The sequence below is a fragment of the Burkholderia sp. AcTa6-5 genome (assembly GCF_017815075.1).
In the GTDB taxonomy this organism is placed as follows: domain Bacteria; phylum Pseudomonadota; class Gammaproteobacteria; order Burkholderiales; family Burkholderiaceae; genus Burkholderia; species Burkholderia sola.
Genome location: NZ_JAGIQE010000039.1, coordinates 21,038 through 41,595 on the forward strand (window position 1 = coordinate 21,038; position 20,558 = coordinate 41,595).

Sequence of the window (20,558 nt, forward strand, 5' to 3'; positions counted from 1 at the left end):
AGAGAATCATGGCAAAAGGTAAATTTGAGCGGACCAAGCCGCACGTGAACGTTGGTACGATTGGTCACGTTGACCACGGCAAGACGACGCTGACGGCAGCGATCACGACGGTTCTGACGAAGAAGTTCGGCGGCGAAGCGAAGGCATACGACCAGATCGACGCGGCACCGGAAGAAAAGGCGCGCGGCATCACGATCAACACGGCACACGTCGAGTACGAAACGGCTAACCGCCACTACGCACACGTCGACTGCCCGGGCCACGCTGACTATGTGAAGAACATGATCACGGGCGCAGCGCAGATGGACGGCGCGATCCTGGTTTGCTCGGCAGCAGACGGCCCGATGCCGCAAACGCGTGAGCACATCCTGCTGGCGCGTCAGGTTGGCGTTCCGTACATCATCGTGTTCCTGAACAAGTGCGACATGGTGGACGACGCAGAACTGCTCGAGCTGGTCGAGATGGAGGTTCGCGAGCTCCTGTCGAAGTACGACTTCCCGGGCGACGACACGCCGATCGTGAAGGGTTCGGCAAAGCTGGCGCTGGAAGGCGACACGGGCGAGCTGGGCGAAGTGGCGATCATGAGCCTGGCCGACGCGCTGGACACGTACATCCCGACGCCGGAGCGTGCAGTTGACGGCGCGTTCCTGATGCCGGTGGAAGACGTGTTCTCGATCTCGGGCCGCGGTACGGTGGTGACGGGTCGCGTCGAGCGCGGCATCGTGAAGGTCGGCGAGGAAATCGAAATCGTCGGTATCAAGCCGACGGTGAAGACGACCTGCACGGGCGTTGAAATGTTCCGCAAGCTGCTGGACCAAGGTCAGGCGGGCGACAACGTCGGTATCCTGCTGCGCGGCACGAAGCGTGAAGACGTGGAGCGCGGCCAGGTTCTGGCGAAGCCGGGTTCGATCACGCCGCACACGCACTTCACGGCTGAAGTGTACGTGCTGAGCAAGGACGAAGGCGGCCGTCACACGCCGTTCTTCAACAACTACCGTCCGCAGTTCTACTTCCGTACGACGGACGTGACGGGCTCGATCGAGCTGCCGAAGGACAAGGAAATGGTGATGCCGGGCGACAACGTGTCGATCACGGTGAAGCTGATCGCTCCGATCGCGATGGAAGAAGGTCTGCGCTTCGCGATCCGCGAAGGCGGCCGTACCGTCGGCGCCGGCGTCGTCGCCAAGATCATCGAGTAAGATCGACGATCCGCGGATCCCGACGGGGTCCGCGATTGCACGGTAAGCAGCTGTGTACCGTCGAAACCGGGTGTCCAGTTCGATCTGGCACCCGGTTTTTCTTTGTGGCGTGCGAATCGCTCTATTGACAAACGCCCACAACCGCGAATTTTCGTGTAGAATCGCGGGCTTAGCAGTGGAAGTCCTGTCCGGAACCTGATGCTTCGCTCCCCGCAGGCGTCATGTTTCACGTTCTTTTAGTGTCCGGCGATGCAACATCGCCTCGCTCTTTTCAAGGAATTGTCATGCAGCAACAGAAAATCCGCATTCGCCTGAAGGCATTCGACTATCGTCTGATCGATCAATCGGCTGCCGAAATCGTCGATACCGCGAAGCGGACTGGCGCAATCGTCCGTGGCCCGGTGCCGCTGCCGACGCGCATTCAGCGTTTTGACATCCTGCGTTCGCCGCACGTCAACAAGACGTCGCGCGATCAGCTCGAAATCCGCACCCACCAGCGCCTGATGGACATCGTCGACCCGACGGACAAGACCGTTGACGCGCTGATGAAGCTCGACCTGCCGGCTGGTGTCGACGTGGAAATCAAGCTGCAGTAAGGCTTCCAGCGCCGGTCGGCATGCCGGGCGGCGCTAAGTCTTTGTATTGCTTGCGGAAATCGAGAAGTCGGGCTATACTGCTTGGCTTTTCGCGTATTCGCGTAAAAAAGTTGGGCCTTGCGTGCCCGGCATTTTGTAAATCAGCCCCGACCAATCGCAGTCGGGAATGGAGAAAATGATGAGCCTTGGACTCGTAGGTCGCAAGGTTGGCATGACCCGTATCTTCACGGCTGAAGGGGATTCGATTCCCGTCACCGTGCTGGACGTGTCGGACAACCGCGTGACGCAGATCAAGACTGTTGAAACCGACGGCTACACGGCCGTGCAGGTTGCATTCGGCTCCCGCCGCGCATCGCGCGTGACGAAGCCGCTGGCAGGTCATCTCGCCAAAGCCGGTGTCGAAGCCGGTGAAATCCTCAAGGAATTCCGCATTGACGCGGCCAAGGCAGCCGAGCTGTCGAATGGCGCCGTGGTCGGTGCAGATCTTTTCGAAGTGGGCCAGAAGGTCGACGTGCAAGGCGTGTCGATCGGTAAGGGCTACGCCGGTACGATCAAGCGTTACAACTTCTCCTCCGGCCGTGCCACGCACGGTAACTCGCGCTCGCACAACGTGCCGGGCTCGATCGGTATGGCGCAGGATCCGGGTCGTGTTTTCCCGGGTAAACGCATGACGGGTCACATGGGTGACGTGACGGTGACGGTGCAGAACCTCGAAATCGCCCGTATCGACGCAGAGCGCAAGCTGCTGCTCGTGAAGGGTGCGATTCCGGGCGCGAAGGGCGGCAAGGTCTTCGTGACGCCGGCCGTCAAGACCAAGGGGGCGAAATAATGGAACTCAAGCTCCTGAACGAAAATGGTCAGGAAGGTGCAGTGGTCAACGCATCGGACGTCGTGTTCGGTCGTGACTACAACGAAGCGCTGATCCACCAGGTCGTCGTCGCTTACCAGGCGAATGCTCGCCAGGGTAACCGCGCACAGAAGGACCGTGAGCAAGTCAAGCACACGACCAAGAAGCCGTGGCGCCAGAAGGGTACGGGCCGCGCTCGTGCCGGTATGTCGTCGAGCCCGCTGTGGCGTGGCGGTGGTCGTATCTTCCCGAATTCGCCGGAAGAAAACTTCTCGCACAAGGTCAACAAGAAGATGCATCGCGCAGGTCTCTGCTCGATCTTCTCGCAGCTGGCCCGTGAAGGCCGTCTGTCGGTCGTCGAGGACATCATCCTCGAAGCGCCGAAGACCAAGCTGCTGGCCGACAAATTCAAGACCATGGGTCTCGACTCCGTTCTGATCATCACGGACACGGTCGACGAGAACCTGTACCTGGCTTCGCGCAACCTGCCGCACGTGGCGATTGTCGAGCCGCGCTACGCTGACCCGCTGTCGCTGATCTACTTCAAGAAAGTGCTGGTCACGAAGGCTGCGGTCGCCCAGATCGAGGAGTTGCTGTCATGAGCGAGATTCGCAAGAACGATCATCGTTTGATGCAGGTCCTGCTCGCACCGGTGATCTCGGAAAAGGCCACGCTGGTTGCCGACAAGAACGAGCAAGTCGTGTTCGAAGTCGCACCGGATGCCACGAAGCAGGAAGTGAAGGCGGCTGTCGAGCTGCTGTTCAAGGTTGAAGTTGATTCGGTCAACGTGCTGGTTCAGAAGGGCAAGCAAAAGCGCTTCGGTCGTTCGATGGGCCGCCGCAAGGACGTGAAGAAGGCGTACGTTTGCCTGAAGCCCGGCCAGGAAATCAACTTTGAAGCGGAGGCCAAGTAATCATGGCAATCGTTAAAGTTAAGCCGACATCGCCGGGTCGCCGCGCGATGGTCAAGGTGGTCAACAAGAACCTGCACCAGGGCAAGCCGTTCGCGGCACTGCTCGACTCGCAGAGCTCGACTGCCGGCCGTAACAACAACGGTCGTATCACCACGCGTCACAAGGGTGGTGGTCACAAGCAGCACTACCGTATCGTCGATTTCCGTCGCACGAAGGATGGCATCCCGGCAAAGGTCGAACGTCTCGAGTACGACCCGAACCGCAGCGCGAACATCGCGCTGGTGCTCTACGCAGACGGCGAACGTCGCTACATCATCGCCCCGAAGGGCCTGACCGTCGGCCAACAGCTGATGTCGGGTTCGGAAGCGCCGATCCGTGCAGGCAACACGCTGCCGATCCGCAACATTCCGGTCGGTACGACGATCCACTGCATCGAGATGCTGCCGGGCAAGGGCGCGCAAATGGCGCGTTCGGCTGGCACGTCGGCCATGCTGCTGGCACGTGAAGGCGTCTACGCGCAGGTTCGTCTGCGTTCGGGCGAAATCCGCCGCGTGCACATCGAGTGCCGTGCAACGATCGGTGAAGTCGGCAACGAAGAGCATAGCCTGCGCCAGATCGGCAAGGCTGGCGCGAACCGCTGGCGCGGTATCCGCCCGACGGTGCGTGGCGTTGCGATGAACCCGGTCGATCACCCGCACGGTGGTGGTGAGGGCAAGACGGCTGCAGGTCGCGACCCGGTGAGCCCGTGGGGTACGCCGGCTAAGGGTTACCGCACCCGCAGCAACAAGCGCACGACGACGATGATCGTCCAGCGCCGTCACAAGCGTTAAGGAGTAGGCAATGGCACGTTCTGTTAAAAAAGGTCCGTTCTGCGACGCCCATTTGCTGAAGAAAGTTGAGGCGGCTGCAGCTTCGCGCGACAAAAAGCCGATCAAGACCTGGTCGCGTCGCTCGACGATTCTGCCGGATTTCATCGGCCTGACGATCGCTGTTCACAACGGCCGTCAACACGTTCCGGTGTACATCTCGGAAAACATGGTCGGCCACAAGCTTGGCGAGTTCGCACTGACCCGTACGTTCAAGGGTCACGCAGCCGACAAGAAGGCCAAGAAATAAGGGGCAATCAAGATGGAAGTGAAAGCAATTCATCGCGGTGCCCGCATCTCGGCGCAGAAAACGCGCCTTGTGGCTGACCAGATCCGCGGTTTGCCGGTCGACAAGGCGCTGAACGTTCTGACGTTCTCGCCGAAGAAGGCGGCTGGCATCGTGAAGAAGGTTGTGCTGTCGGCAATCGCGAATGCGGAGCACAACGAAGGCGCTGATATCGACGAGCTCAAGATCAAGAGCATCTACGTCGACAAGGCTGCATCGCTCAAGCGTTTCACTGCGCGCGCCAAGGGCCGCGGTAACCGCATCGAGAAGCAATCCTGTCACATCACTGTGACGGTCGGGAATTAAGGAGCCATACGATGGGACAGAAAATTCATCCGACTGGCTTCCGCCTGGCTGTCAGCCGCAATTGGGCTTCGCGTTGGTACGCGAACAACAACAATTTCGCGGCGATGCTGCAGGAAGACATCGGTGTTCGTGAGTACCTGAAGAAGAAGCTGAAGAACGCTTCGGTCGGTCGGGTCGTCATCGAGCGTCCGGCGAAGAACGCGCGCATCACGATTTACAGCTCGCGTCCGGGCGTGGTCATCGGCAAGAAGGGCGAGGATATCGAACAGCTGAAGACGGAACTGCAACGCCGCATGGGCGTGCCGGTTCACGTCAACATCGAAGAAATCCGCAAGCCGGAAACCGATGCTCAGCTGATCGCTGACTCGATCACGCAACAGCTCGAGCGCCGGATCATGTTCCGTCGCGCGATGAAGCGTGCGATGCAGAACGCGATGCGTCTGGGTGCCCAAGGCATCAAGATCATGAGCGCAGGCCGTCTGAACGGTATCGAAATCGCTCGTACGGAGTGGTATCGCGAAGGTCGCGTGCCGCTTCACACGCTGCGTGCTGATATCGACTACGCGACTTCGGAAGCGAAGACGACTTACGGGATCATCGGCGTCAAGGTGTGGGTTTACAAGGGCGATACGCTCGGCCGCAACGACGCACCGGTGGTGGAAGAAGTAGCCGAAGACAAGCGTCCGCGTCGCAATGCGCGTCCGGGCGACCGTCGTCCGCGCCGTGACGGCGAAGGCGGCGCTCCGGGTGCTCGTCGTGGCGCACCGCGCCGTGGCGCCGGCAAGCCCGAAGACGGCAAGACTGGAGAATAACGATGCTGCAACCGAAACGCAGAAAGTATCGTAAAGAGCAGAAGGGTCGTAACACCGGCAAGGCGACGCGCGGCAACGCAGTGTCGTTCGGTGAATTCGGCCTGAAGGCGATCGGTCGCGGTCGTTTGACCGCACGTCAGATTGAAGCGGCGCGTCGTGCAATGACGCGTCACATCAAGCGTGGCGGCCGCATCTGGATCCGGATCTTCCCGGACAAGCCGATTTCGCAGAAGCCGGCCGAAGTGCGTATGGGTAACGGTAAGGGTAACCCGGAGTACTACGTCGCCGAGATTCAGCCGGGCAAGATGCTCTATGAAATGGACGGCGTAACCGAAGAACTGGCACGCGAAGCGTTCCGTCTGGCCGCAGCCAAGCTGCCGCTGAAGACGGCATTCATCGTGCGCCAGCTCGGCGCCTAAGGAGAAAACATGAAGGCTTCCGAACTTCTCCAGAAAGACCAGGCCGCGCTCAACAAGGAGCTGGCGGACCTGCTGAAGGCGCAATTCGGCCTGCGCATGCAACTCGCGACCCAGCAGCTCACGAACACGAGCCAGCTGAAGAAGGTTCGTCGCGACATCGCACGTGTGCGGACCGTCATGACTCAGAAGGCGAACCAGAAATGAACGATAGCGTGAAAACCTCGCTGAAGCGGACGCTGGTCGGTCGGGTCGTCAGCAACAAGATGGACAAGACCGTCACCGTGCTGATTGAGCACCGCGTCAAGCATCCGATCTACGGCAAGTATGTCGTGCGCTCGAAGAAGTACCACGCGCATGATGAAGCGAACACCTACAACGAAGGCGATCTCGTCGAAATCCAGGAAACGCGTCCTGTTTCGAAGACGAAGGCCTGGACGGTGTCGCGCCTCGTCGAAGCCGCTCGCGTCATCTAAGCGGGCAGCGCAGTAGGCAGTAACGGGCACTTCGTCACGAAGTGCTTGAAATCGCAAAGTTTTTGCTTGCGGGACCAGGATTATTTGTTATAATCCTGGTCTTCCCTCTTTATGGGAGCCCCGTCGCGGGCGAAGTTGGTGGGGGAAGCGGACTGGCGCCTGCCTGTCCGAAAGATTCACCGAATTGCGATGGCGGGTTTCGTTTGCCGTCGCTGCTGTTCCAACCCAAGCAGCCGATTGGCTGACGGGACCAAGACTGACCGAATGCATCATGGTGGTGCATCCGGATTAAGTTGGGAAAGACAAACCATGATCCAGACCGAATCTCGGCTCGAAGTAGCCGACAACACGGGTGCACGTGAAGTCCTGTGCATCAAGGTGCTCGGCGGCTCGAAGCGTCGTTATGCCGGCATTGGCGACATCATCAAGGTGAGCGTCAAAGAGGCAACGCCGCGCGGGCGCGTGAAGAAAGGCGAAATCTACAACGCCGTGGTGGTTCGCACCGCCAAGGGCGTGCGCCGTCAAGACGGCTCGCTGATCAAGTTCGACGGCAACGCCGCTGTGCTTTTGAATAACAAGCTCGAGCCGATCGGCACCCGTATCTTCGGGCCGGTGACGCGTGAGCTGCGTAGCGAACGATTCATGAAGATCGTTTCGCTGGCGCCGGAAGTGCTGTAAGGAGTCGCGATGAACAAGATTCGCAAAGGTGACGAAGTCATCGTCGTCACTGGCAAGGACAAGGGCAAGCGCGGCGTCGTGCTGGCTGTCGGTGCTGAACATGTGACGGTTGAAGGTATCAACCTCGTCAAGAAGCATGTGAAGCCGAACCCGATGAAGGGTACGACGGGCGGCGTGGAAGCGAAGACGATGCCCCTGCATATTTCGAACGTCGCACTGGTCGACGCGAATGGCAAGGCGTCGCGTGTTGGCATCAAGGTCGAGGAAGGCAAGAAGGTTCGCTTCCTGAAGACGACCGGTGCCGTACTGAGCGCCTGACGCAGCGGAGTAAAAAATGGCTCGTTTTCAAGAGTTTTACAAAGAAAAGGTTGTGCCCGGCCTGATCGAGAAGTTCGGTTACAAGTCGGTCATGGAAGTGCCGCGCATCACCAAGATCACGCTGAACATGGGTCTTGGCGAAGCGATCGCTGACAAGAAGATCATCGAGAACGCCGTTGGCGACCTCACGAAGATCGCCGGCCAGAAGCCGGTCGTCACGAAGGCTCGCAAGGCAATCGCAGGCTTCAAGATCCGCCAGGGTTATCCCATCGGCGCGATGGTGACGCTGCGTGGCCAGGCGATGTACGAATTCCTCGACCGTTTCGTGACGGTTGCCCTGCCCCGCGTGCGTGACTTCCGCGGTGTGTCGGGTCGTGCTTTCGATGGCCGTGGCAACTACAACATCGGTGTGAAAGAGCAGATCATTTTCCCCGAAATCGATTACGACAAGATCGACGCACTGCGTGGGCTGAACATCAGCATCACGACGACTGCGAAGACCGACGACGAAGCAAAGGCTCTGCTCGCCAGCTTCAAGTTCCCGTTCAGAAACTGAGGTTACCGTGGCTAAACTGGCACTGATCGAACGTGAAAAGAAGCGCGCCCGCCTGGTCGCGAAGTTCGCAGCAAAGCGCGAAGCGCTGAAGGCGATCGTCGAAGACCAAAGCAAGTCGGAAGAAGAGCGCTACGAAGCACGCCTGGAGCTGCAGCAACTGCCCCGCAACGCAAACCCGACCCGCCAGCGTAACCGTTGCGCGATCACGGGCCGTCCGCGTGGCACGTTCCGTAAATTCGGCCTCGCGCGTAACAAGATTCGTGAAATCGCATTCCGTGGCGAGATTCCTGGCCTGACCAAGGCGAGCTGGTAATAGGAGAAACGTAAATGAGCATGAGTGATCCTATCGCCGATATGCTGACTCGCATCCGCAACGCGCAGATGGTCGAGAAGGTATCGGTCGCGATGCCCTCGTCGAAGGTCAAGGTTGCAATCGCGCAAGTCCTGAAGGACGAAGGCTATATCGACGATTTCGCCGTGAAGGCGGAAGGTGCGAAGTCCGAACTGAATATCGCGCTGAAGTACTACGCAGGTCGCCCGGTCATCGAACGCCTCGAGCGCGTGTCGAAGCCTGGTCTGCGCGTGTACCGCGGCCGCAACGACATTCCGCAGGTCATGAATGGCCTCGGTGTGGCAATCGTGTCGACGCCGAAGGGCGTGATGACCGACCGCAAGGCGCGCGCTACCGGCGTCGGCGGCGAAGTCATCTGCTACGTCGCTTAAAGCCGAGGAGAGAGAAACATGTCTCGAGTAGGTAAGAGCCCGATCGCGCTGCAAGGCGCGGAAGTCAAGCTGGCCGACGGTGCAATCACCGTCAAGGGTCCGCTGGGCACCATCACGCAAGCGATCAATCCGCTCGTGAACGTGGCGAACAACGACGGCACGCTGAATCTGTCGCCGGTCGACGAAAGCCGCGAAGCAAATGCACTGTCGGGCACGATGCGCGCGATCATCGCGAATGCCGTGCACGGCGTGACCAAGGGTTTCGAGCGCAAGCTGACGCTGGTTGGCGTTGGTTACCGTGCGCAAGCGCAAGGCGACAAGCTGAACCTGTCGCTGGGTTTCTCGCACCCGGTGGTGCACCAGATGCCGGAAGGCGTCAAGGCTGAAACCCCGACGCAAACCGAAATCGTGATCAAGGGGATCAACAAGCAACAAGTCGGTCAAGTGGCTGCGGAAGTCCGCGGTTACCGTCCGCCGGAGCCCTACAAGGGCAAGGGCGTGCGTTATGCCGACGAGGTTGTGATCCTCAAAGAAACGAAGAAGAAGTAAGGGTGCGCAATCATGGATAAGACTCAATCTCGCCTGCGCCGCGCTCGCCAGACGCGTATCAAGATCGCTGAGCTGCAGGTCGCGCGTCTCGCCGTGCATCGCACGAACACGCACATCTACGCTCAAGTGTTCTCGCCCTGCGGCACCAAGGTGCTCGCCAGCGCGTCGACGCTCGAGGCAGAAGTGCGTGCAGAACTGGCCGACAAGTCGGGCAAGGGCGGCAACGTCAATGCCGCGACGCTGATCGGCAAGCGTATTGCCGAAAAGGCAAAGGCTGCCGGCATCGAATCCGTCGCCTTCGACCGCTCGGGCTTCCGCTACCACGGCCGCGTCAAGGCGCTGGCTGAGGCAGCTCGCGAAGCTGGGCTCAAGTTCTAAGGAAGGAATTCGTCATGGCAAAGATGCAAGCGAAAGTTCAGGCTGACGAGCGCGACGACGGCCTTCGCGAAAAGATGATTTCGGTCAATCGCGTGACCAAGGTCGTGAAGGGTGGCCGTATTCTCGGCTTCGCCGCACTGACCGTGGTTGGCGACGGTGATGGCCGCATCGGTATGGGCAAGGGCAAGGCGAAGGAAGTGCCGGTCGCTGTCCAGAAGGCAATGGAACAAGCTCGCCGCAACATGTTCAAGGTGCCGCTCAAGAACGGCACGCTGCAGCACGAAGTGCACGGCAAGCACGGCGCATCCGCTGTCCTCCTCGCTCCGGCGAAGGCAGGTACGGGCGTGATCGCCGGCGGCCCGATGCGCGCAGTGTTCGACGTGATGGGCGTTCAGAACGTCGTGGCGAAGAGCCACGGTTCGACGAACCCGTACAACCTCGTTCGCGCCACGCTGGACGGCCTGCGCAAGCAGTCGACCCCGGCAGACATCGCGGCGAAGCGCGGCAAGTCCGTCGAAGATATTTTGGGCTAAGCCCGGGTGGTCACCATGTCTGAAAAAACTGTCAAGGTTCAGCTCGTGAAGAGCCTGATCGGGACCCGCGAATCGCACCGCGCGACCGTGCGTGGCCTGGGCCTGCGCCGACTCAACTCGGTTAGCGAGCTGCAGGACACGCCGGCGGTCCGCGGCATGATCAACAAGGTCTCGTACCTCGTTAAGGTCATCGCGTAAGCGGCCCTACGGATCAAGGAGTTGATATGGAATTGAATAACCTGAAGCCGGCAGCTGGCGCCAAGCACGCCAAGCGTCGCGTCGGTCGTGGCATCGGTTCGGGCCTCGGCAAGACGGCTGGCCGTGGTCACAAGGGTCAGAAATCGCGTTCGGGCGGCTTCCACAAAGTCGGTTTCGAAGGCGGTCAGATGCCGCTGCAACGTCGTCTGCCGAAGCGCGGCTTCACGTCGCTGACGAAGGAATTCGTCGGTGAAGTGCGCCTGGGCGACCTCGAGAAGCTGCCGGTCGACGAGATCGATCTGCTCGCACTGAAGCAAGCCGGCCTGGTCGGCGAGCTGACGAAGAGCGCAAAGATCATCGCGACGGGCGAACTGAAGCGCAAGATCGTCGTGAAGGGTCTCGGTGCCACCAAGGGTGCGCGCGCTGCGATCGAAGCGGCTGGCGGTTCGTTCGCCGAGTGACACGCGTAGCGCGTCGTCACTTGCATTCATCGGAGAAGGTACTTGGCTAACAGCCCGAGTCTTGCAAAACCCGGTCGAAGCACGGCGAAATTCGGCGATCTGCGCCGGCGAGCGATGTTCCTGCTCCTGGCGCTGATCGTCTATCGCATCGGCGCGCACATTCCCGTGCCGGGCATCGATCCGGATCAACTGGCCAAGCTGTTCCAGAGCCAGGCGGGCGGCATCCTGGGCATGTTCAACATGTTCTCGGGTGGCGCACTTTCCCGCTTCACGATCTTTGCGCTGGGGATCATGCCGTACATCTCGGCGTCGATCATCATGCAGTTGCTGGCGATCGTTTCGCCGCAGCTCGAGGCGCTGAAGAAGGAAGGGCAGGCAGGGCAACGGAAGATCACGCAGTACACGCGGTATTTCACCGTGGTGCTCGCGACCTTCCAGGCATTCGGTATCGCGGCCGCGCTGGAAAACCAGCCGGGCCTCGTCACCGATCCCGGCACGCTGTTCCGTCTGACGACGGTCGTGACGCTGGTGACGGGCACGATGTTCCTGATGTGGCTCGGCGAGCAGATTACCGAGCGTGGTCTGGGCAACGGTATCTCGATCATCATCTTCGGCGGGATCGCAGCAGGGTTCCCGAATGCCGTGGGCGGGTTGTTCGAGCTGGTGCGTACGGGTTCGATGAGCATCATTTCGGCGATCATCATCGTCGTTCTGATCGCCGCGGTGACTTACCTGGTCGTGTTCATCGAACGCGGTCAGCGCAAGATCCTCGTGAACTACGCGAAGCGCCAGGTCGGCAACAAGATCTACGGTGGGCAGTCGTCGCATCTGCCGCTGAAGCTGAACATGTCGGGCGTGATTCCGCCGATCTTTGCATCGTCGATCATTCTGTTCCCGGCAACGATTCTCGGCTGGTTCAGTACCGGTCAGCCGACGGGAAGCTGGATTTCCAATACGTTGCATAACGTTGCGGAAGCGCTGAAGCCGGGCCAGCCGGTCTATGTGCTGCTGTACACGCTGGCAATCGTGTTTTTCTGCTTCTTCTACACCGCACTGGTGTTCAACAGCAGGGAGACCGCGGACAACCTGAAGAAGAGCGGCGCGTTTGTTCCGGGCATCCGTCCGGGCGATCAGACCGCACGATATATCGACCGCATCCTCACGCGTCTGACGCTGGCCGGTGCGATCTACATCGTCTTCGTGTGTCTGCTGCCGGAATTCCTGGTGCTGCGCTGGAACGTGCCGTTTTATTTTGGTGGAACGTCGCTGCTGATCATTGTCGTCGTCACGATGGACTTTATGGCGCAGGTGCAGTCGTACGTTATGTCGCAACAGTATGAGTCTCTGCTCAAGAAGGCAAACTTCAAGGGCGGCAACATCCCGATGCGTTGAAAGGACTATGGCCAAAGACGATGTAATCCAGATGCAGGGCGAGGTGATTGAAAACCTCCCGAATGCGACCTTCCGTGTGAAGCTGGAAAACGGCCATGTCGTGTTGGGGCATATTTCCGGAAAGATGCGGATGCACTACATCCGCATTCTGCCCGGCGACAAGGTGACGGTTGAGTTGACGCCTTACGATCTGTCTCGTGCGCGGATCGTGTTCCGGGCGAAGTGATTTGAAAAAAGGGTATTATCATGAAAGTGATGGCATCGGTTAAGCGCATTTGCCGCAATTGCAAGATCATCAAGCGCAAAGGCGTCGTTCGCGTGATCTGCAGCTCGGATCCGCGCCACAAGCAGCGCCAAGGCTGACCGCGCGTTTGTTTGCGCTTTTTGTTTGAGGAAAAACAATGGCTCGTATCGCAGGGGTTAACATCCCGAATCACCAGCACACCGAGATCGGCCTGACGGCTATCTTTGGTGTCGGCCGCACCCGTTCGCGCAGCATCTGCGTGGCAGCTGGCGTCGATTTTTCGAAGAAGGTCAAGGATCTGACCGACGCAGACCTGGAAAAGCTGCGTGAAGAAGTGGGCAAGTTTGTCGTCGAAGGCGATCTGCGCCGTGAAGTGACGATGAACATCAAGCGCCTGATGGACCTCGGTTGCTACCGTGGCGTCCGTCATCGCAAGGGCCTGCCGATGCGCGGTCAGCGTACGCGTACGAACGCACGTACCCGCAAGGGTCCGCGTCGTGCAGCGCAAGCGCTGAAGAAGTAAGCGGAACTGACAGTTACAGGAAAACGTAATGGCTAAGGCTTCGAACACCGCGGCGCAACGCGTTCGCAAGAAGGTTAAGAAGAACGTCGCTGAAGGCGTGGTTCACGTTCACGCGTCGTTCAACAACACGATCATCACGATCACCGATCGCCAAGGCAACGCTCTGGCATGGGCGACGTCGGGCGGCCAGGGCTTCAAGGGCTCGCGCAAATCGACGCCGTTCGCCGCTCAGGTCGCAGCTGAATCGGCTGGCCGCGTCGCGATGGAATATGGCGTGAAGAATCTGGAAGTGCGGATCAAGGGCCCGGGCCCGGGTCGCGAGTCGGCAGTGCGTGCACTGCACGGCCTCGGCATCAAGATCACCGCGATTTCGGACGTCACCCCGATTCCGCACAACGGCTGCCGTCCGCCGAAGCGTCGTCGTATCTAAGGATGTGCTGGCACGTTCGTGCTAGCGCATTGCCTGTCGCCGCTCAGCGTCGACGGGCGTTGCTTTTTTGATTGACTAAGCCCACCGTTCGCCCCAAAGGGAGCGGACTAGCGCGGATTTCGATCCGCGTGACTGATTGATAAAGGAATGCAAAGTGGCACGTTATATCGGCCCCAAAGCCAAGCTGTCCCGCCGTGAAGGCACCGACCTGTTCCTGAAGAGCGCGCGCCGCTCGCTCGCCGACAAGTGCAAGCTCGACAGCAAGCCGGGCCAGCACGGCCGTACCTCGGGCGCACGTACGTCCGACTACGGTACGCAGCTGCGCGAAAAGCAGAAGGTCAAGCGTATCTACGGCGTGCTGGAACGTCAGTTCCGTCGCTACTTCGCTGAAGCCGATCGCCGCAAGGGCAACACGGGTGAAAACCTGCTGCAACTGCTCGAGTCGCGCCTCGACAACGTCGTGTATCGCATGGGCTTCGGCTCGACCCGCGCTGAAGCGCGTCAGCTGGTGAGCCACAAGTCGATCACCGTGAACGGCGTCGTCGCAAACGTCCCGTCGCAGCAAGTGAAGGCGGGTGACGTCGTCGCGATCCGCGAAAAGGCGAAGAAGCAGGCGCGTATCGTCGAAGCGCTGTCGCTGGCCGAGCAAGGCGGCATGCCGAGCTGGGTTGCAGTCGACGCGAAGAAGTTCGAAGGCACGTTCAAGCAAATGCCGGAACGCGCTGAAATCGCAGGCGACATCAACGAAAGCCTGATCGTCGAATTGTATTCGCGTTAATCCGATTGACGGCCGAGGTACCCCGATTGCGTTGCGCAAGGAGGGGCCTCGGCTGTTTATTTTCTGGTTGTTACCGGTCAGCCTTATCGGTGTAACGAGCCGAGGGTATTGAAAAGGAAAGCCCATGCAAACCAGTTTGCTGAAACCCAAGATCATCGCCGTGGAATCGCTGGGCGAGAACCACGCGAGGGTGGTCATGGAACCGTTCGAACGCGGTTACGGCCACACCTTGGGCAATGCGCTTCGCCGCGTGCTGCTGTCGTCGATGGTAGGCTACGCGCCGACCGAAGTCACGATCGCAGGCGTGGTGCACGAGTACTCGACGCTGGATGGCGTGCAGGAAGACGTCGTCAACCTGCTGCTGAACCTGAAGGGCGTGGTGTTCAAGCTGCATAACCGTGACGAAGTGACGGTTACGCTGCGCAAGGAAGGTGAAGGCGTCGTGACGGCCGGCGATATCGAGCTGGCGCACGATTGCGAAGTCATCAACCCGAATCACGTGATTGCGCACCTGTCGAAGGGCGGCAAGCTCGACGTTCAGATCAAGATCGAAAAGGGTCGCGGCTATGTGCCCGGCAACGTCCGTCGCTACGGCGAAGACACGGCCAAGATCATCGGCCGCATCGTCCTCGACGCATCGTTCTCGCCGGTTCGCCGCGTGAGCTATGCGGTCGAAAGCGCACGGGTCGAGCAGCGTACCGACCTCGACAAGCTCGTGATGAACATCGAGACGAGCGGCGTGATCACGCCGGAAGAAGCGATCCGCCAGTCGGCCCGCATCCTGGTCGACCAGTTGTCCGTGTTCGCGGCGCTGGAAGGCACGGAAACGGCAGCCGAAGCGCCGTCGCGTGCACCGCAGATCGATCCGATCCTGCTGCGTCCGGTGGACGATCTCGAGCTGACGGTTCGTTCGGCGAACTGCCTGAAGGCCGAGAACATTTACTACATCGGCGATCTGATCCAGCGCACGGAAAACGAGCTGCTGAAGACGCCGAACCTCGGTCGCAAGTCGCTCAACGAGATCAAGGAGGTGCTCGCTTCGCGCGGTCTCACGCTGGGCATGAAGCTCGAAAACTGGCCGCCGGCTGGTCTCGACAAGTAAGCCCGGTTGTTACTGTAGTTGGCAAAGATGCGGATTTTCCTTTAAAATCCGCATCTTGCTTTTTTTCGTTACCGGCCCGTGCACCCATCGAGGCGCGATAGAAGAGCTGGACCAAAACTTTGAATCAAGGAAACTGAAATGCGCCATCGTCATGGTCTGCGGAAACTGAACCGCACGAGCAGCCACCGTCTGGCTATGCTCCGTAACATGTCCAACTCGCTGATCGAGCACGAAGTCATCAAGACGACGCTGCCGAAGGCGAAGGAACTCCGTAAAGTCGTCGAGCCGCTGATCACGCTCGGCAAGAAGCCGTCGCTGGCAAACCGTCGCCTGGCGTTCAACCGCCTGCGCGATCGTGACTCGGTCGCGAAGCTGTTCGACGTGCTCGGTCCGCGTTTCGCGAACCGTCCGGGCGGCTACCTGCGCGTGCTGAAGTTCGGCTTCCGCGTGGGCGACAACGCACCGATGGCACTGGTCGAACTGCTCGACCGTCCGGAAGTCGACGAAACGGAAAACGTGCAAGAAGCTGAATAAGCTTCCGGTACGCAGCAGGATCTGAAAGGGGCCGAGCAATTGCTTGGCCCTTTTTGTTTTTGGGATGCCGGTTGCGGTCGATTGTCGCAGGCTGGTGCCGGCAGCGTTGCGCGGGCTGCGCTACGATACGGGCAACCGGTGCGGTCCCTGGACGGGTAACCGGCGCCGGCAGGCGCCTGCAGACCAGCGAGGAGAGCGGATGATAGTGGTGCTGATGCTGACGACGGTCCCCGATGCGGCGACGGCCGCGGCGCTCGCCGACGGCGCGCTCGACGCGCGGCTTGCCGCGTGCGTGTCGGAGCTCGGTACGATCAAGTCGCGCTATCACTGGCAGGGCAAGGTCGAAACGGCCGACGAGATCCAGTTGCTGTTCAAGACGAGCCCGGTTCGGGCGCTCGAACTGGAGCGATTTATTCTCGCGCATCATCCGTACGAGACGCCTGAAATCGTCTCGTGGCAGACGACGGCATCGGCCGCGTATGGCCAATGGGTGACCAACGAAACTCAACGTTTATTTCATGTTTAACGGTATGGCGCTTTCGGTGCGCGTGCGCGCGCTGCGGTTTCTTGCGGTCCTGTTGTCGTTCGTGCTCGTGCTCGTGCTGAGCGGGCTGTCCGCCGCGCGTGCGGCCGACGATTTCCTCGATCCGTCGGTTGCGTTCAAGTTCAGCGCGAGCGAATCGCCGGGACAGGTGGACGTCCGCTTCAAGATCGCCAACGGCTACTACATGTACCGGGAGCGCTTCGCGTTCGCGGTGAAAAGCGGCCAAGCCACGCTCGGCGAGCCGCAATTCCCGGCCGGCCACGTGAAGTTCGACCAGACGTTCCAGAAGGACGTCGAGACCTACCGCGATGAAGTCGTCGTTCACGTGCCGGTGAAGCAGGCGGCCGGGCCGTTCGAGCTCGCGGTGACGTCGCAAGGGTGTGCGGACGAAGGAATCTGTTATCCGCCGGCCGAGCACGTGATGAAGGTCGATGGCGCCGCGCTCGGCGCCGCGTCGCCGTCCGGCGACACGGCTGCCGCGGGCAGCTGGTTCGACAAGGTCACGAGCGCCGATTTCGCGCAGTCGCTGCTCGAAGGCCACGGCTTCTTCACGATCGTCGCGCTCTATTTCGTCGCGGGTGTCGTGCTGAGCCTGCTGCCGTGTTCGTACCCGATGATTCCGATCGTGTCCGCGATCATCATCGGCCAGGGCACGCGCGCGACGCATGCACGCGGCTTCGCGCTGTCGCTGACCTACGTGGTCGGCATGGCGCTGGTCTACACGGTGCTCGGCATCGCCGCCGCGCTGGTCGGCCAGAGCCTCGGCGCATGGTTGCAGAACCCGTGGGTGCTCGGCGCGTTCGGCGTGCTGCTGAGCGCGTTCGCGGTGTCGCTGATCTCGGGCAAGGACATCGCGCTGCCGGAGCGCTGGCAGAACGGCGCGGCCGAGGCATCGAGCGCGCGCCAGGGCGGCCACTTCGTCGCGGTCGCGGCGATGGGCGCGTTGTCGGCGCTGGTCGTCGGCGCGTGCATGACGGCGCCGCTGTTCGCGGTGCTCGCGTTCATCGCGCACACCGGCAATGCGTGGCTCGGCGGCGCGGCGCTGTTCGCGATGGGGCTGGGCCTCGGCGTGCCGCTGCTGGTCGTCGGCGTCGGAGCGGGGACGGTGCTGCCGCGCGCAGGCGCGTGGATGGACGGCGTGAAGGTGTTCTTCGGCATCGTGCTGCTCGCGGCCGCGCTGTGGATCGTGTGGCCGGTGCTGGCGGGCGGGCTGAAGATGGTGCTCGCGGCGTTGTGGCTGCTGATCGCCGCCGCAGCGCTCGGGTTGTTCACGCCGAATGCCGGCGCCGCGTCGATCTGGCGCCGCCTGGGCCGCGGCGTAGGCGCCGCGCTCGCGATCTGGGCCGCGACGCTGCTCGTCGGCCTGGCTGCGGGCTCGACCGATCCCGTCAAGCCGCTGGCCGTGCTGGCGGCGCGTACGGTGGCGTCCGGCGGCGCGGCGACGGCCGGCGCGGCTGCCGCGCAGGACGGCCCCGCGTTTGCCCCGGTGCGCTCCAGCGGCGAACTCGACGCGCTGCTGAAGACGTCGGGCCGGCCGGTGATGCTGGACTTCTACGCCGACTGGTGCGTGAGCTGCAAGGAGATGGAGCATCTGACCTTCACCGACGCGCGCGTGCAGGCGCGGCTCGCGCAGCTTCACCTCGTGCGCGCGGACGTCACCGCGAACAACCCGGACGATCAGGCGCTGCTCAAGCGCTTCAACCTGTTCGGGCCACCGGGCATCATCTTCTTCGATCGCAATGGCCGCGAGATCGGCCGCGTGGTCGGCTATCAGGCGGCCGACACGTTCCTGCGCAGCCTCGATCGGGCGGCCGTTCCGACGGTATGACGACGGGCGGCTGCGGCGACCGGCGAACGGAAGATCCGCGGCCGGCTGACGGTCGCGATCGACGGTAAACAAAAAACGGCGGAACACCGAGGTGTCCCGCCGTTTTTGCTGGCGCGTGCCGGCGCGCGATCAGCGCTGCGCTTTCAGCAGACGCGCGGCATCGAGCGCGAAGTACGTGAGCACGCCGTCGGCGCCCGCACGCTTGAACGCGAGCAGCGATTCGAGCACGACCTTGTCGTGGTCGAGCCAGCCGTTCATCGCGGCCGCCTTCAACATCGCGTATTCGCCGCTCACCTGGTACACGTAGGTCGGGAAGCGGAACTCGTCTTTCACGCGGCGCACGATGTCGAGATACGGCATGCCGGGCTTGACCATCACCATGTCGGCGCCTTCGTCGATGTCGAGGCGCACTTCGCGCAGCGCTTCGTCGCTGTTCGCCGGATCCATCTGGTAGGTCATCTTGTTGCCCTTGCCCAGGTTGGACGCCGAACCGACCGCATCGCGGAACGGGCCGTAGAACGCCGATGCGAACTTCGCCGAATAGGCCATGATCCGCGTATGGATATGGCCGTCGCTTTCCAGCATCTCGCGGATCGCGCCGATGCGGCCGTCCATCATGTCCGACGGCGCGACGATGTCGACGCCGGCTTCCGCCTGCGCACGCGCCTGGTCGACCAGGATCTCGATCGTGTCGTCGTTGATCACATAGGCGTTTTCGTCGAGCACGCCATCCTGGCCGTGGCTCGTGTACGGATCGAGCGCGACGTCGGTCAGCACGCCCAGTTCGGGGAAGTGCTTCTTCAGCTCGCGCACCGCGCGCGGGATCAGGCCTTCCGGATTGGCCGCCTCGCGGCCGTCGGGTGTCTTCAGCGACGGCTCGATGGCCGGGAACAGCGACAGCACGGGCACGCCGAGTTCGACGCACTGCTCGGCGACGTGCATCAGCAGATCGACCGACACGCGCTCGACGCCGGGCATCGACGGGATGGGCTGGCGCTCGTTGGTGCCTTCGACGACGAATACCGGGTAGATCAGGTCGTCGGTGGTCAGGCGGTTTTCGCGCATCAGGCGGCGGGAGAAGTCGTCGCGGCGCATCCGGCGCGGACGATGAAGCGGATGGAAGCTCATGGCGATTTGGCAGAAATCAGGGCAAGAAGGACCTTACGGAACCCTTAGGTCATTTTCGAGATCGTTGGTATATGATAGCGATCGAGCGGCACGCGTTGCGTGCAGCTCCCCGCTTCTCCTCCCTGAGCGGGTGCCTGTCGTTTTTCGATTAGGCTGTTTGACCCGCCGTTCAACGGCGGGTTTTTTTATGAGCCGGCCGAATCCGCAGGCGCCGTCAGGTGCGCACGGCCGATCCCAGCCGCGCGTTGCCCGCTCATTGTGCTACAGGCTCGCTGTTTTCGTCGGCGACGGACGGCCGCAGCCAGCTCTCGATCAGTTCATGGGCCTCGTCGAGCCCCGTGCGCTTCAGCGCCGAGAACAGCTGGACCGTCAGCTTGCCCTTCACGCCCTGGTCGCGATACGCGTCGAGCCCCTTCTGCGTGTTGCGCAACGCGTTGATGCTTTCCTGGCGCGTCAATTTGTCGCACTTGGTCAGCAGCGTGTGGATCGGTTTGCCGGTCGGCGCGAACCACTCGATCATGCGCCGATCGAGATCGGTCAGCGGACGGCGCGAATCCATCATCAGGATCAGGCCGCAGAGCTGCGAGCGCGTCGCGAGATAGGACGACAGCAGCATTTCCCAGTGCGCCTTCGCGGCGCCGGGCACTTCCGCATAGCCGTAGCCGGGCAGATCGACGAGGTTCGCGACGGGCTCGGCGGCCGGGCCGACGGAGAAGTAGTTGATATGCTGCGTGCGGCCGGGCGTCTTCGACGCGAAGGCCAGCCGCTTCTGGTTGCACAGCACGTTGATCGCCGTCGACTTGCCGGCATTCGAGCGGCCCGCGAACGCGATTTCCGGCTGGACCGTCGGCGGCAGGTCGCGCAGATGGTTGACGGTCGTGTAGAAGCGGGCTTGATGGAGCAGAAAGGCCATGGGAACCGGAAGGACGGGCGGCGCGAGCCGC

General features: G+C 61.4%; 34 protein-coding genes. 32 read left to right on the top strand and 2 right to left on the bottom strand.

Features of this window, described 5'->3' with window-relative positions; translation table 11 throughout:
• Positions 1-8 precede the first annotated feature (8 nt).
• The 32 genes from tuf (at position 9) to dsbD (ending at position 18,486) form a co-directional block, all read left to right on the top strand.
• A complete protein-coding gene (gene tuf / locus J8I33_RS32255; RefSeq protein WP_011350666.1) occupies positions 9-1,199 on the top strand; it encodes an elongation factor Tu in 1,191 nt (396 codons plus the stop codon).
• A gap of 284 nt (positions 1,200-1,483) precedes the next feature.
• A complete protein-coding gene (gene rpsJ, locus J8I33_RS32260) occupies positions 1,484-1,795 on the top strand; it encodes a 30S ribosomal protein S10 (RefSeq protein WP_004199280.1) in 312 nt (103 codons plus the stop codon).
• Positions 1,796-1,973: 178 nt separating this feature from the next.
• A complete protein-coding gene (rplC, locus tag J8I33_RS32265) occupies positions 1,974-2,624 on the top strand; it encodes a 50S ribosomal protein L3 (protein WP_006482922.1) in 651 nt (216 codons plus the stop codon).
• Positions 2,624-3,244, top strand: a complete 621-nt coding sequence (gene rplD / locus J8I33_RS32270) for a 50S ribosomal protein L4 (protein ID WP_006477192.1) — start codon at positions 2,624-2,626, stop codon at positions 3,242-3,244. The genes rplC and rplD overlap by 1 nt, the downstream gene beginning before the upstream one ends.
• The gene (gene rplW / locus J8I33_RS32275; RefSeq protein ID WP_004199275.1) at positions 3,241-3,555 is read left to right on the top strand and encodes a 50S ribosomal protein L23; all 315 of its coding nucleotides are present in this window, start codon (positions 3,241-3,243) and stop codon (positions 3,553-3,555) included. The genes rplD and rplW overlap by 4 nt, the downstream gene beginning before the upstream one ends.
• 2 nt (positions 3,556-3,557) lie before the next feature.
• Positions 3,558-4,385 carry a 50S ribosomal protein L2 gene (gene rplB / locus J8I33_RS32280; RefSeq protein WP_006482900.1) on the top strand — a complete coding sequence of 276 codons (828 nt, stop codon included), beginning with the start codon at positions 3,558-3,560 and terminating at the stop codon, positions 4,383-4,385.
• Between the two features lie 10 nt (positions 4,386-4,395).
• Complete coding sequence (rpsS, locus tag J8I33_RS32285; RefSeq protein WP_004199273.1) at positions 4,396-4,671, top strand: 30S ribosomal protein S19; 276 nt, start codon at positions 4,396-4,398, stop codon at positions 4,669-4,671.
• 12 nt (positions 4,672-4,683) lie between these two features.
• Positions 4,684-5,013 (top strand): 50S ribosomal protein L22, encoded by a 330-nt coding sequence (gene rplV, locus J8I33_RS32290; RefSeq protein WP_004199272.1) that lies wholly within the window; start codon positions 4,684-4,686, stop codon positions 5,011-5,013.
• 11 nt (positions 5,014-5,024) lie between these two features.
• Positions 5,025-5,825: a 30S ribosomal protein S3 gene (rpsC, locus tag J8I33_RS32295; protein WP_006482899.1), complete on the top strand. Its 801-nt coding sequence runs from the start codon at positions 5,025-5,027 to the stop codon at positions 5,823-5,825.
• Between the two features lie 2 nt (positions 5,826-5,827).
• Positions 5,828-6,244, top strand: a complete 417-nt coding sequence (gene rplP, locus J8I33_RS32300) for a 50S ribosomal protein L16 (RefSeq protein ID WP_006482873.1) — start codon at positions 5,828-5,830, stop codon at positions 6,242-6,244.
• 9 nt (positions 6,245-6,253) lie between these two features.
• Positions 6,254-6,448, top strand: a complete 195-nt coding sequence (gene rpmC, locus J8I33_RS32305) for a 50S ribosomal protein L29 (protein ID WP_006400652.1) — start codon at positions 6,254-6,256, stop codon at positions 6,446-6,448.
• Positions 6,445-6,717, top strand: coding sequence for a 30S ribosomal protein S17 (gene rpsQ, locus J8I33_RS32310; RefSeq protein ID WP_006477189.1), 273 nt, complete (start codon positions 6,445-6,447; stop codon positions 6,715-6,717). Before rpmC ends, rpsQ begins: the two co-directional genes overlap by 4 nt.
• A gap of 309 nt (positions 6,718-7,026) precedes the next feature.
• A complete protein-coding gene (gene rplN, locus J8I33_RS32315; protein WP_006482918.1) occupies positions 7,027-7,395 on the top strand; it encodes a 50S ribosomal protein L14 in 369 nt (122 codons plus the stop codon).
• 9 nt (positions 7,396-7,404) lie between these two features.
• A complete protein-coding gene (rplX, locus tag J8I33_RS32320; protein ID WP_006477187.1) occupies positions 7,405-7,713 on the top strand; it encodes a 50S ribosomal protein L24 in 309 nt (102 codons plus the stop codon).
• Positions 7,714-7,729: 16 nt separating this feature from the next.
• Positions 7,730-8,269 (top strand): 50S ribosomal protein L5, encoded by a 540-nt coding sequence (gene rplE, locus J8I33_RS32325; protein ID WP_006477186.1) that lies wholly within the window; start codon positions 7,730-7,732, stop codon positions 8,267-8,269.
• A gap of 7 nt (positions 8,270-8,276) precedes the next feature.
• Complete coding sequence (gene rpsN, locus J8I33_RS32330) at positions 8,277-8,582, top strand: 30S ribosomal protein S14 (protein ID WP_006482884.1); 306 nt, start codon at positions 8,277-8,279, stop codon at positions 8,580-8,582.
• A gap of 14 nt (positions 8,583-8,596) precedes the next feature.
• Entirely contained in the window at positions 8,597-8,992 is a 396-nt protein-coding gene (rpsH, locus tag J8I33_RS32335; protein ID WP_006477185.1) for a 30S ribosomal protein S8, read from the top strand.
• 18 nt (positions 8,993-9,010) lie between these two features.
• A complete protein-coding gene (rplF, locus tag J8I33_RS32340) occupies positions 9,011-9,541 on the top strand; it encodes a 50S ribosomal protein L6 (protein ID WP_006477184.1) in 531 nt (176 codons plus the stop codon).
• Positions 9,542-9,553: 12 nt separating this feature from the next.
• Positions 9,554-9,919, top strand: coding sequence for a 50S ribosomal protein L18 (gene rplR / locus J8I33_RS32345; protein WP_006477183.1), 366 nt, complete (start codon positions 9,554-9,556; stop codon positions 9,917-9,919).
• A 14-nt stretch (positions 9,920-9,933) separates the two neighbouring features.
• Positions 9,934-10,452 (top strand): 30S ribosomal protein S5, encoded by a 519-nt coding sequence (gene rpsE, locus J8I33_RS32350; protein WP_006752931.1) that lies wholly within the window; start codon positions 9,934-9,936, stop codon positions 10,450-10,452.
• 15 nt (positions 10,453-10,467) lie between these two features.
• Positions 10,468-10,650 (top strand): 50S ribosomal protein L30, encoded by a 183-nt coding sequence (gene rpmD / locus J8I33_RS32355; RefSeq protein WP_006400644.1) that lies wholly within the window; start codon positions 10,468-10,470, stop codon positions 10,648-10,650.
• 26 nt (positions 10,651-10,676) lie between these two features.
• On the top strand, positions 10,677-11,111 hold the full coding sequence (gene rplO / locus J8I33_RS32360; RefSeq protein ID WP_006482880.1) for a 50S ribosomal protein L15: 435 nt from the start codon (positions 10,677-10,679) through the stop codon (positions 11,109-11,111).
• Between the two features lie 42 nt (positions 11,112-11,153).
• Positions 11,154-12,503: a preprotein translocase subunit SecY gene (secY, locus tag J8I33_RS32365; protein WP_050013167.1), complete on the top strand. Its 1,350-nt coding sequence runs from the start codon at positions 11,154-11,156 to the stop codon at positions 12,501-12,503.
• 7 nt (positions 12,504-12,510) lie between these two features.
• Complete coding sequence (infA, locus tag J8I33_RS32370) at positions 12,511-12,729, top strand: translation initiation factor IF-1 (protein WP_004521905.1); 219 nt, start codon at positions 12,511-12,513, stop codon at positions 12,727-12,729.
• Between the two features lie 20 nt (positions 12,730-12,749).
• Complete coding sequence (gene rpmJ, locus J8I33_RS32375; protein ID WP_004199844.1) at positions 12,750-12,866, top strand: 50S ribosomal protein L36; 117 nt, start codon at positions 12,750-12,752, stop codon at positions 12,864-12,866.
• Positions 12,867-12,904: 38 nt separating this feature from the next.
• Positions 12,905-13,270, top strand: coding sequence for a 30S ribosomal protein S13 (gene rpsM, locus J8I33_RS32380; protein WP_006477178.1), 366 nt, complete (start codon positions 12,905-12,907; stop codon positions 13,268-13,270).
• Between the two features lie 28 nt (positions 13,271-13,298).
• Entirely contained in the window at positions 13,299-13,700 is a 402-nt protein-coding gene (rpsK, locus tag J8I33_RS32385; RefSeq protein ID WP_004197937.1) for a 30S ribosomal protein S11, read from the top strand.
• Positions 13,701-13,854: 154 nt separating this feature from the next.
• Positions 13,855-14,478, top strand: a complete 624-nt coding sequence (gene rpsD / locus J8I33_RS32390; protein WP_006477177.1) for a 30S ribosomal protein S4 — start codon at positions 13,855-13,857, stop codon at positions 14,476-14,478.
• A gap of 124 nt (positions 14,479-14,602) precedes the next feature.
• Positions 14,603-15,580, top strand: coding sequence for a DNA-directed RNA polymerase subunit alpha (gene rpoA / locus J8I33_RS32395; protein ID WP_006477176.1), 978 nt, complete (start codon positions 14,603-14,605; stop codon positions 15,578-15,580).
• 138 nt (positions 15,581-15,718) lie between these two features.
• Complete coding sequence (gene rplQ / locus J8I33_RS32400) at positions 15,719-16,114, top strand: 50S ribosomal protein L17 (RefSeq protein WP_006477175.1); 396 nt, start codon at positions 15,719-15,721, stop codon at positions 16,112-16,114.
• Positions 16,115-16,313: 199 nt separating this feature from the next.
• Complete coding sequence (cutA, locus tag J8I33_RS32405; protein WP_124557466.1) at positions 16,314-16,640, top strand: divalent-cation tolerance protein CutA; 327 nt, start codon at positions 16,314-16,316, stop codon at positions 16,638-16,640.
• Positions 16,633-18,486: a protein-disulfide reductase DsbD gene (gene dsbD / locus J8I33_RS32410; RefSeq protein WP_209939800.1), complete on the top strand. Its 1,854-nt coding sequence runs from the start codon at positions 16,633-16,635 to the stop codon at positions 18,484-18,486. The genes cutA and dsbD overlap by 8 nt, the downstream gene beginning before the upstream one ends.
• Before the next feature lie 129 nt (positions 18,487-18,615).
• On the opposite strand, the gene hemB is transcribed toward dsbD, so the two are convergent.
• On the bottom strand, positions 18,616-19,614 hold the full coding sequence (gene hemB, locus J8I33_RS32415) for a porphobilinogen synthase (protein WP_050013164.1): 999 nt from the start codon (positions 19,612-19,614) through the stop codon (positions 18,616-18,618).
• 253 nt (positions 19,615-19,867) lie between these two features.
• Positions 19,868-20,527: a ribosome biogenesis GTP-binding protein YihA/YsxC gene (yihA, locus tag J8I33_RS32420; RefSeq protein ID WP_050013163.1), complete on the bottom strand. Its 660-nt coding sequence runs from the start codon at positions 20,525-20,527 to the stop codon at positions 19,868-19,870.
• Positions 20,528-20,558 lie beyond the last annotated feature (31 nt).

Coding starts and splice junctions, on each gene's coding strand:
- rplV (WP_004199272.1), top strand. CDS start 4,684: ATGGAAGTGAAAGCAATTCATCGCGGTGCCCGCATCTCGGCGCAGAAA.
- rpsQ (WP_006477189.1), top strand. CDS start 6,445: ATGAACGATAGCGTGAAAACCTCGCTGAAGCGGACGCTGGTCGGTCGG.
- hemB (WP_050013164.1), bottom strand. CDS start 19,614: ATGAGCTTCCATCCGCTTCATCGTCCGCGCCGGATGCGCCGCGACGAC.
- rpsJ (WP_004199280.1), top strand. CDS start 1,484: ATGCAGCAACAGAAAATCCGCATTCGCCTGAAGGCATTCGACTATCGT.
- rplE (WP_006477186.1), top strand. CDS start 7,730: ATGGCTCGTTTTCAAGAGTTTTACAAAGAAAAGGTTGTGCCCGGCCTG.
- rplP (WP_006482873.1), top strand. CDS start 5,828: ATGCTGCAACCGAAACGCAGAAAGTATCGTAAAGAGCAGAAGGGTCGT.
- rplN (WP_006482918.1), top strand. CDS start 7,027: ATGATCCAGACCGAATCTCGGCTCGAAGTAGCCGACAACACGGGTGCA.
- rpsK (WP_004197937.1), top strand. CDS start 13,299: ATGGCTAAGGCTTCGAACACCGCGGCGCAACGCGTTCGCAAGAAGGTT.
- rpsC (WP_006482899.1), top strand. CDS start 5,025: ATGGGACAGAAAATTCATCCGACTGGCTTCCGCCTGGCTGTCAGCCGC.
- tuf (WP_011350666.1), top strand. CDS start 9: ATGGCAAAAGGTAAATTTGAGCGGACCAAGCCGCACGTGAACGTTGGT.
- rplX (WP_006477187.1), top strand. CDS start 7,405: ATGAACAAGATTCGCAAAGGTGACGAAGTCATCGTCGTCACTGGCAAG.
- rplO (WP_006482880.1), top strand. CDS start 10,677: ATGGAATTGAATAACCTGAAGCCGGCAGCTGGCGCCAAGCACGCCAAG.
- dsbD (WP_209939800.1), top strand. CDS start 16,633: ATGTTTAACGGTATGGCGCTTTCGGTGCGCGTGCGCGCGCTGCGGTTT.
- rplQ (WP_006477175.1), top strand. CDS start 15,719: ATGCGCCATCGTCATGGTCTGCGGAAACTGAACCGCACGAGCAGCCAC.
- rplC (WP_006482922.1), top strand. CDS start 1,974: ATGAGCCTTGGACTCGTAGGTCGCAAGGTTGGCATGACCCGTATCTTC.
- rpsS (WP_004199273.1), top strand. CDS start 4,396: ATGGCACGTTCTGTTAAAAAAGGTCCGTTCTGCGACGCCCATTTGCTG.
- rplB (WP_006482900.1), top strand. CDS start 3,558: ATGGCAATCGTTAAAGTTAAGCCGACATCGCCGGGTCGCCGCGCGATG.
- yihA (WP_050013163.1), bottom strand. CDS start 20,527: ATGGCCTTTCTGCTCCATCAAGCCCGCTTCTACACGACCGTCAACCAT.
- rplF (WP_006477184.1), top strand. CDS start 9,011: ATGTCTCGAGTAGGTAAGAGCCCGATCGCGCTGCAAGGCGCGGAAGTC.
- rplD (WP_006477192.1), top strand. CDS start 2,624: ATGGAACTCAAGCTCCTGAACGAAAATGGTCAGGAAGGTGCAGTGGTC.
- cutA (WP_124557466.1), top strand. CDS start 16,314: ATGATAGTGGTGCTGATGCTGACGACGGTCCCCGATGCGGCGACGGCC.
- rpsE (WP_006752931.1), top strand. CDS start 9,934: ATGGCAAAGATGCAAGCGAAAGTTCAGGCTGACGAGCGCGACGACGGC.
- rpsH (WP_006477185.1), top strand. CDS start 8,597: ATGAGCATGAGTGATCCTATCGCCGATATGCTGACTCGCATCCGCAAC.
- rpoA (WP_006477176.1), top strand. CDS start 14,603: ATGCAAACCAGTTTGCTGAAACCCAAGATCATCGCCGTGGAATCGCTG.
- rpsM (WP_006477178.1), top strand. CDS start 12,905: ATGGCTCGTATCGCAGGGGTTAACATCCCGAATCACCAGCACACCGAG.
- rpmD (WP_006400644.1), top strand. CDS start 10,468: ATGTCTGAAAAAACTGTCAAGGTTCAGCTCGTGAAGAGCCTGATCGGG.
- rplW (WP_004199275.1), top strand. CDS start 3,241: ATGAGCGAGATTCGCAAGAACGATCATCGTTTGATGCAGGTCCTGCTC.
- rpmC (WP_006400652.1), top strand. CDS start 6,254: ATGAAGGCTTCCGAACTTCTCCAGAAAGACCAGGCCGCGCTCAACAAG.
- rpmJ (WP_004199844.1), top strand. CDS start 12,750: ATGAAAGTGATGGCATCGGTTAAGCGCATTTGCCGCAATTGCAAGATC.
- rplR (WP_006477183.1), top strand. CDS start 9,554: ATGGATAAGACTCAATCTCGCCTGCGCCGCGCTCGCCAGACGCGTATC.
- infA (WP_004521905.1), top strand. CDS start 12,511: ATGGCCAAAGACGATGTAATCCAGATGCAGGGCGAGGTGATTGAAAAC.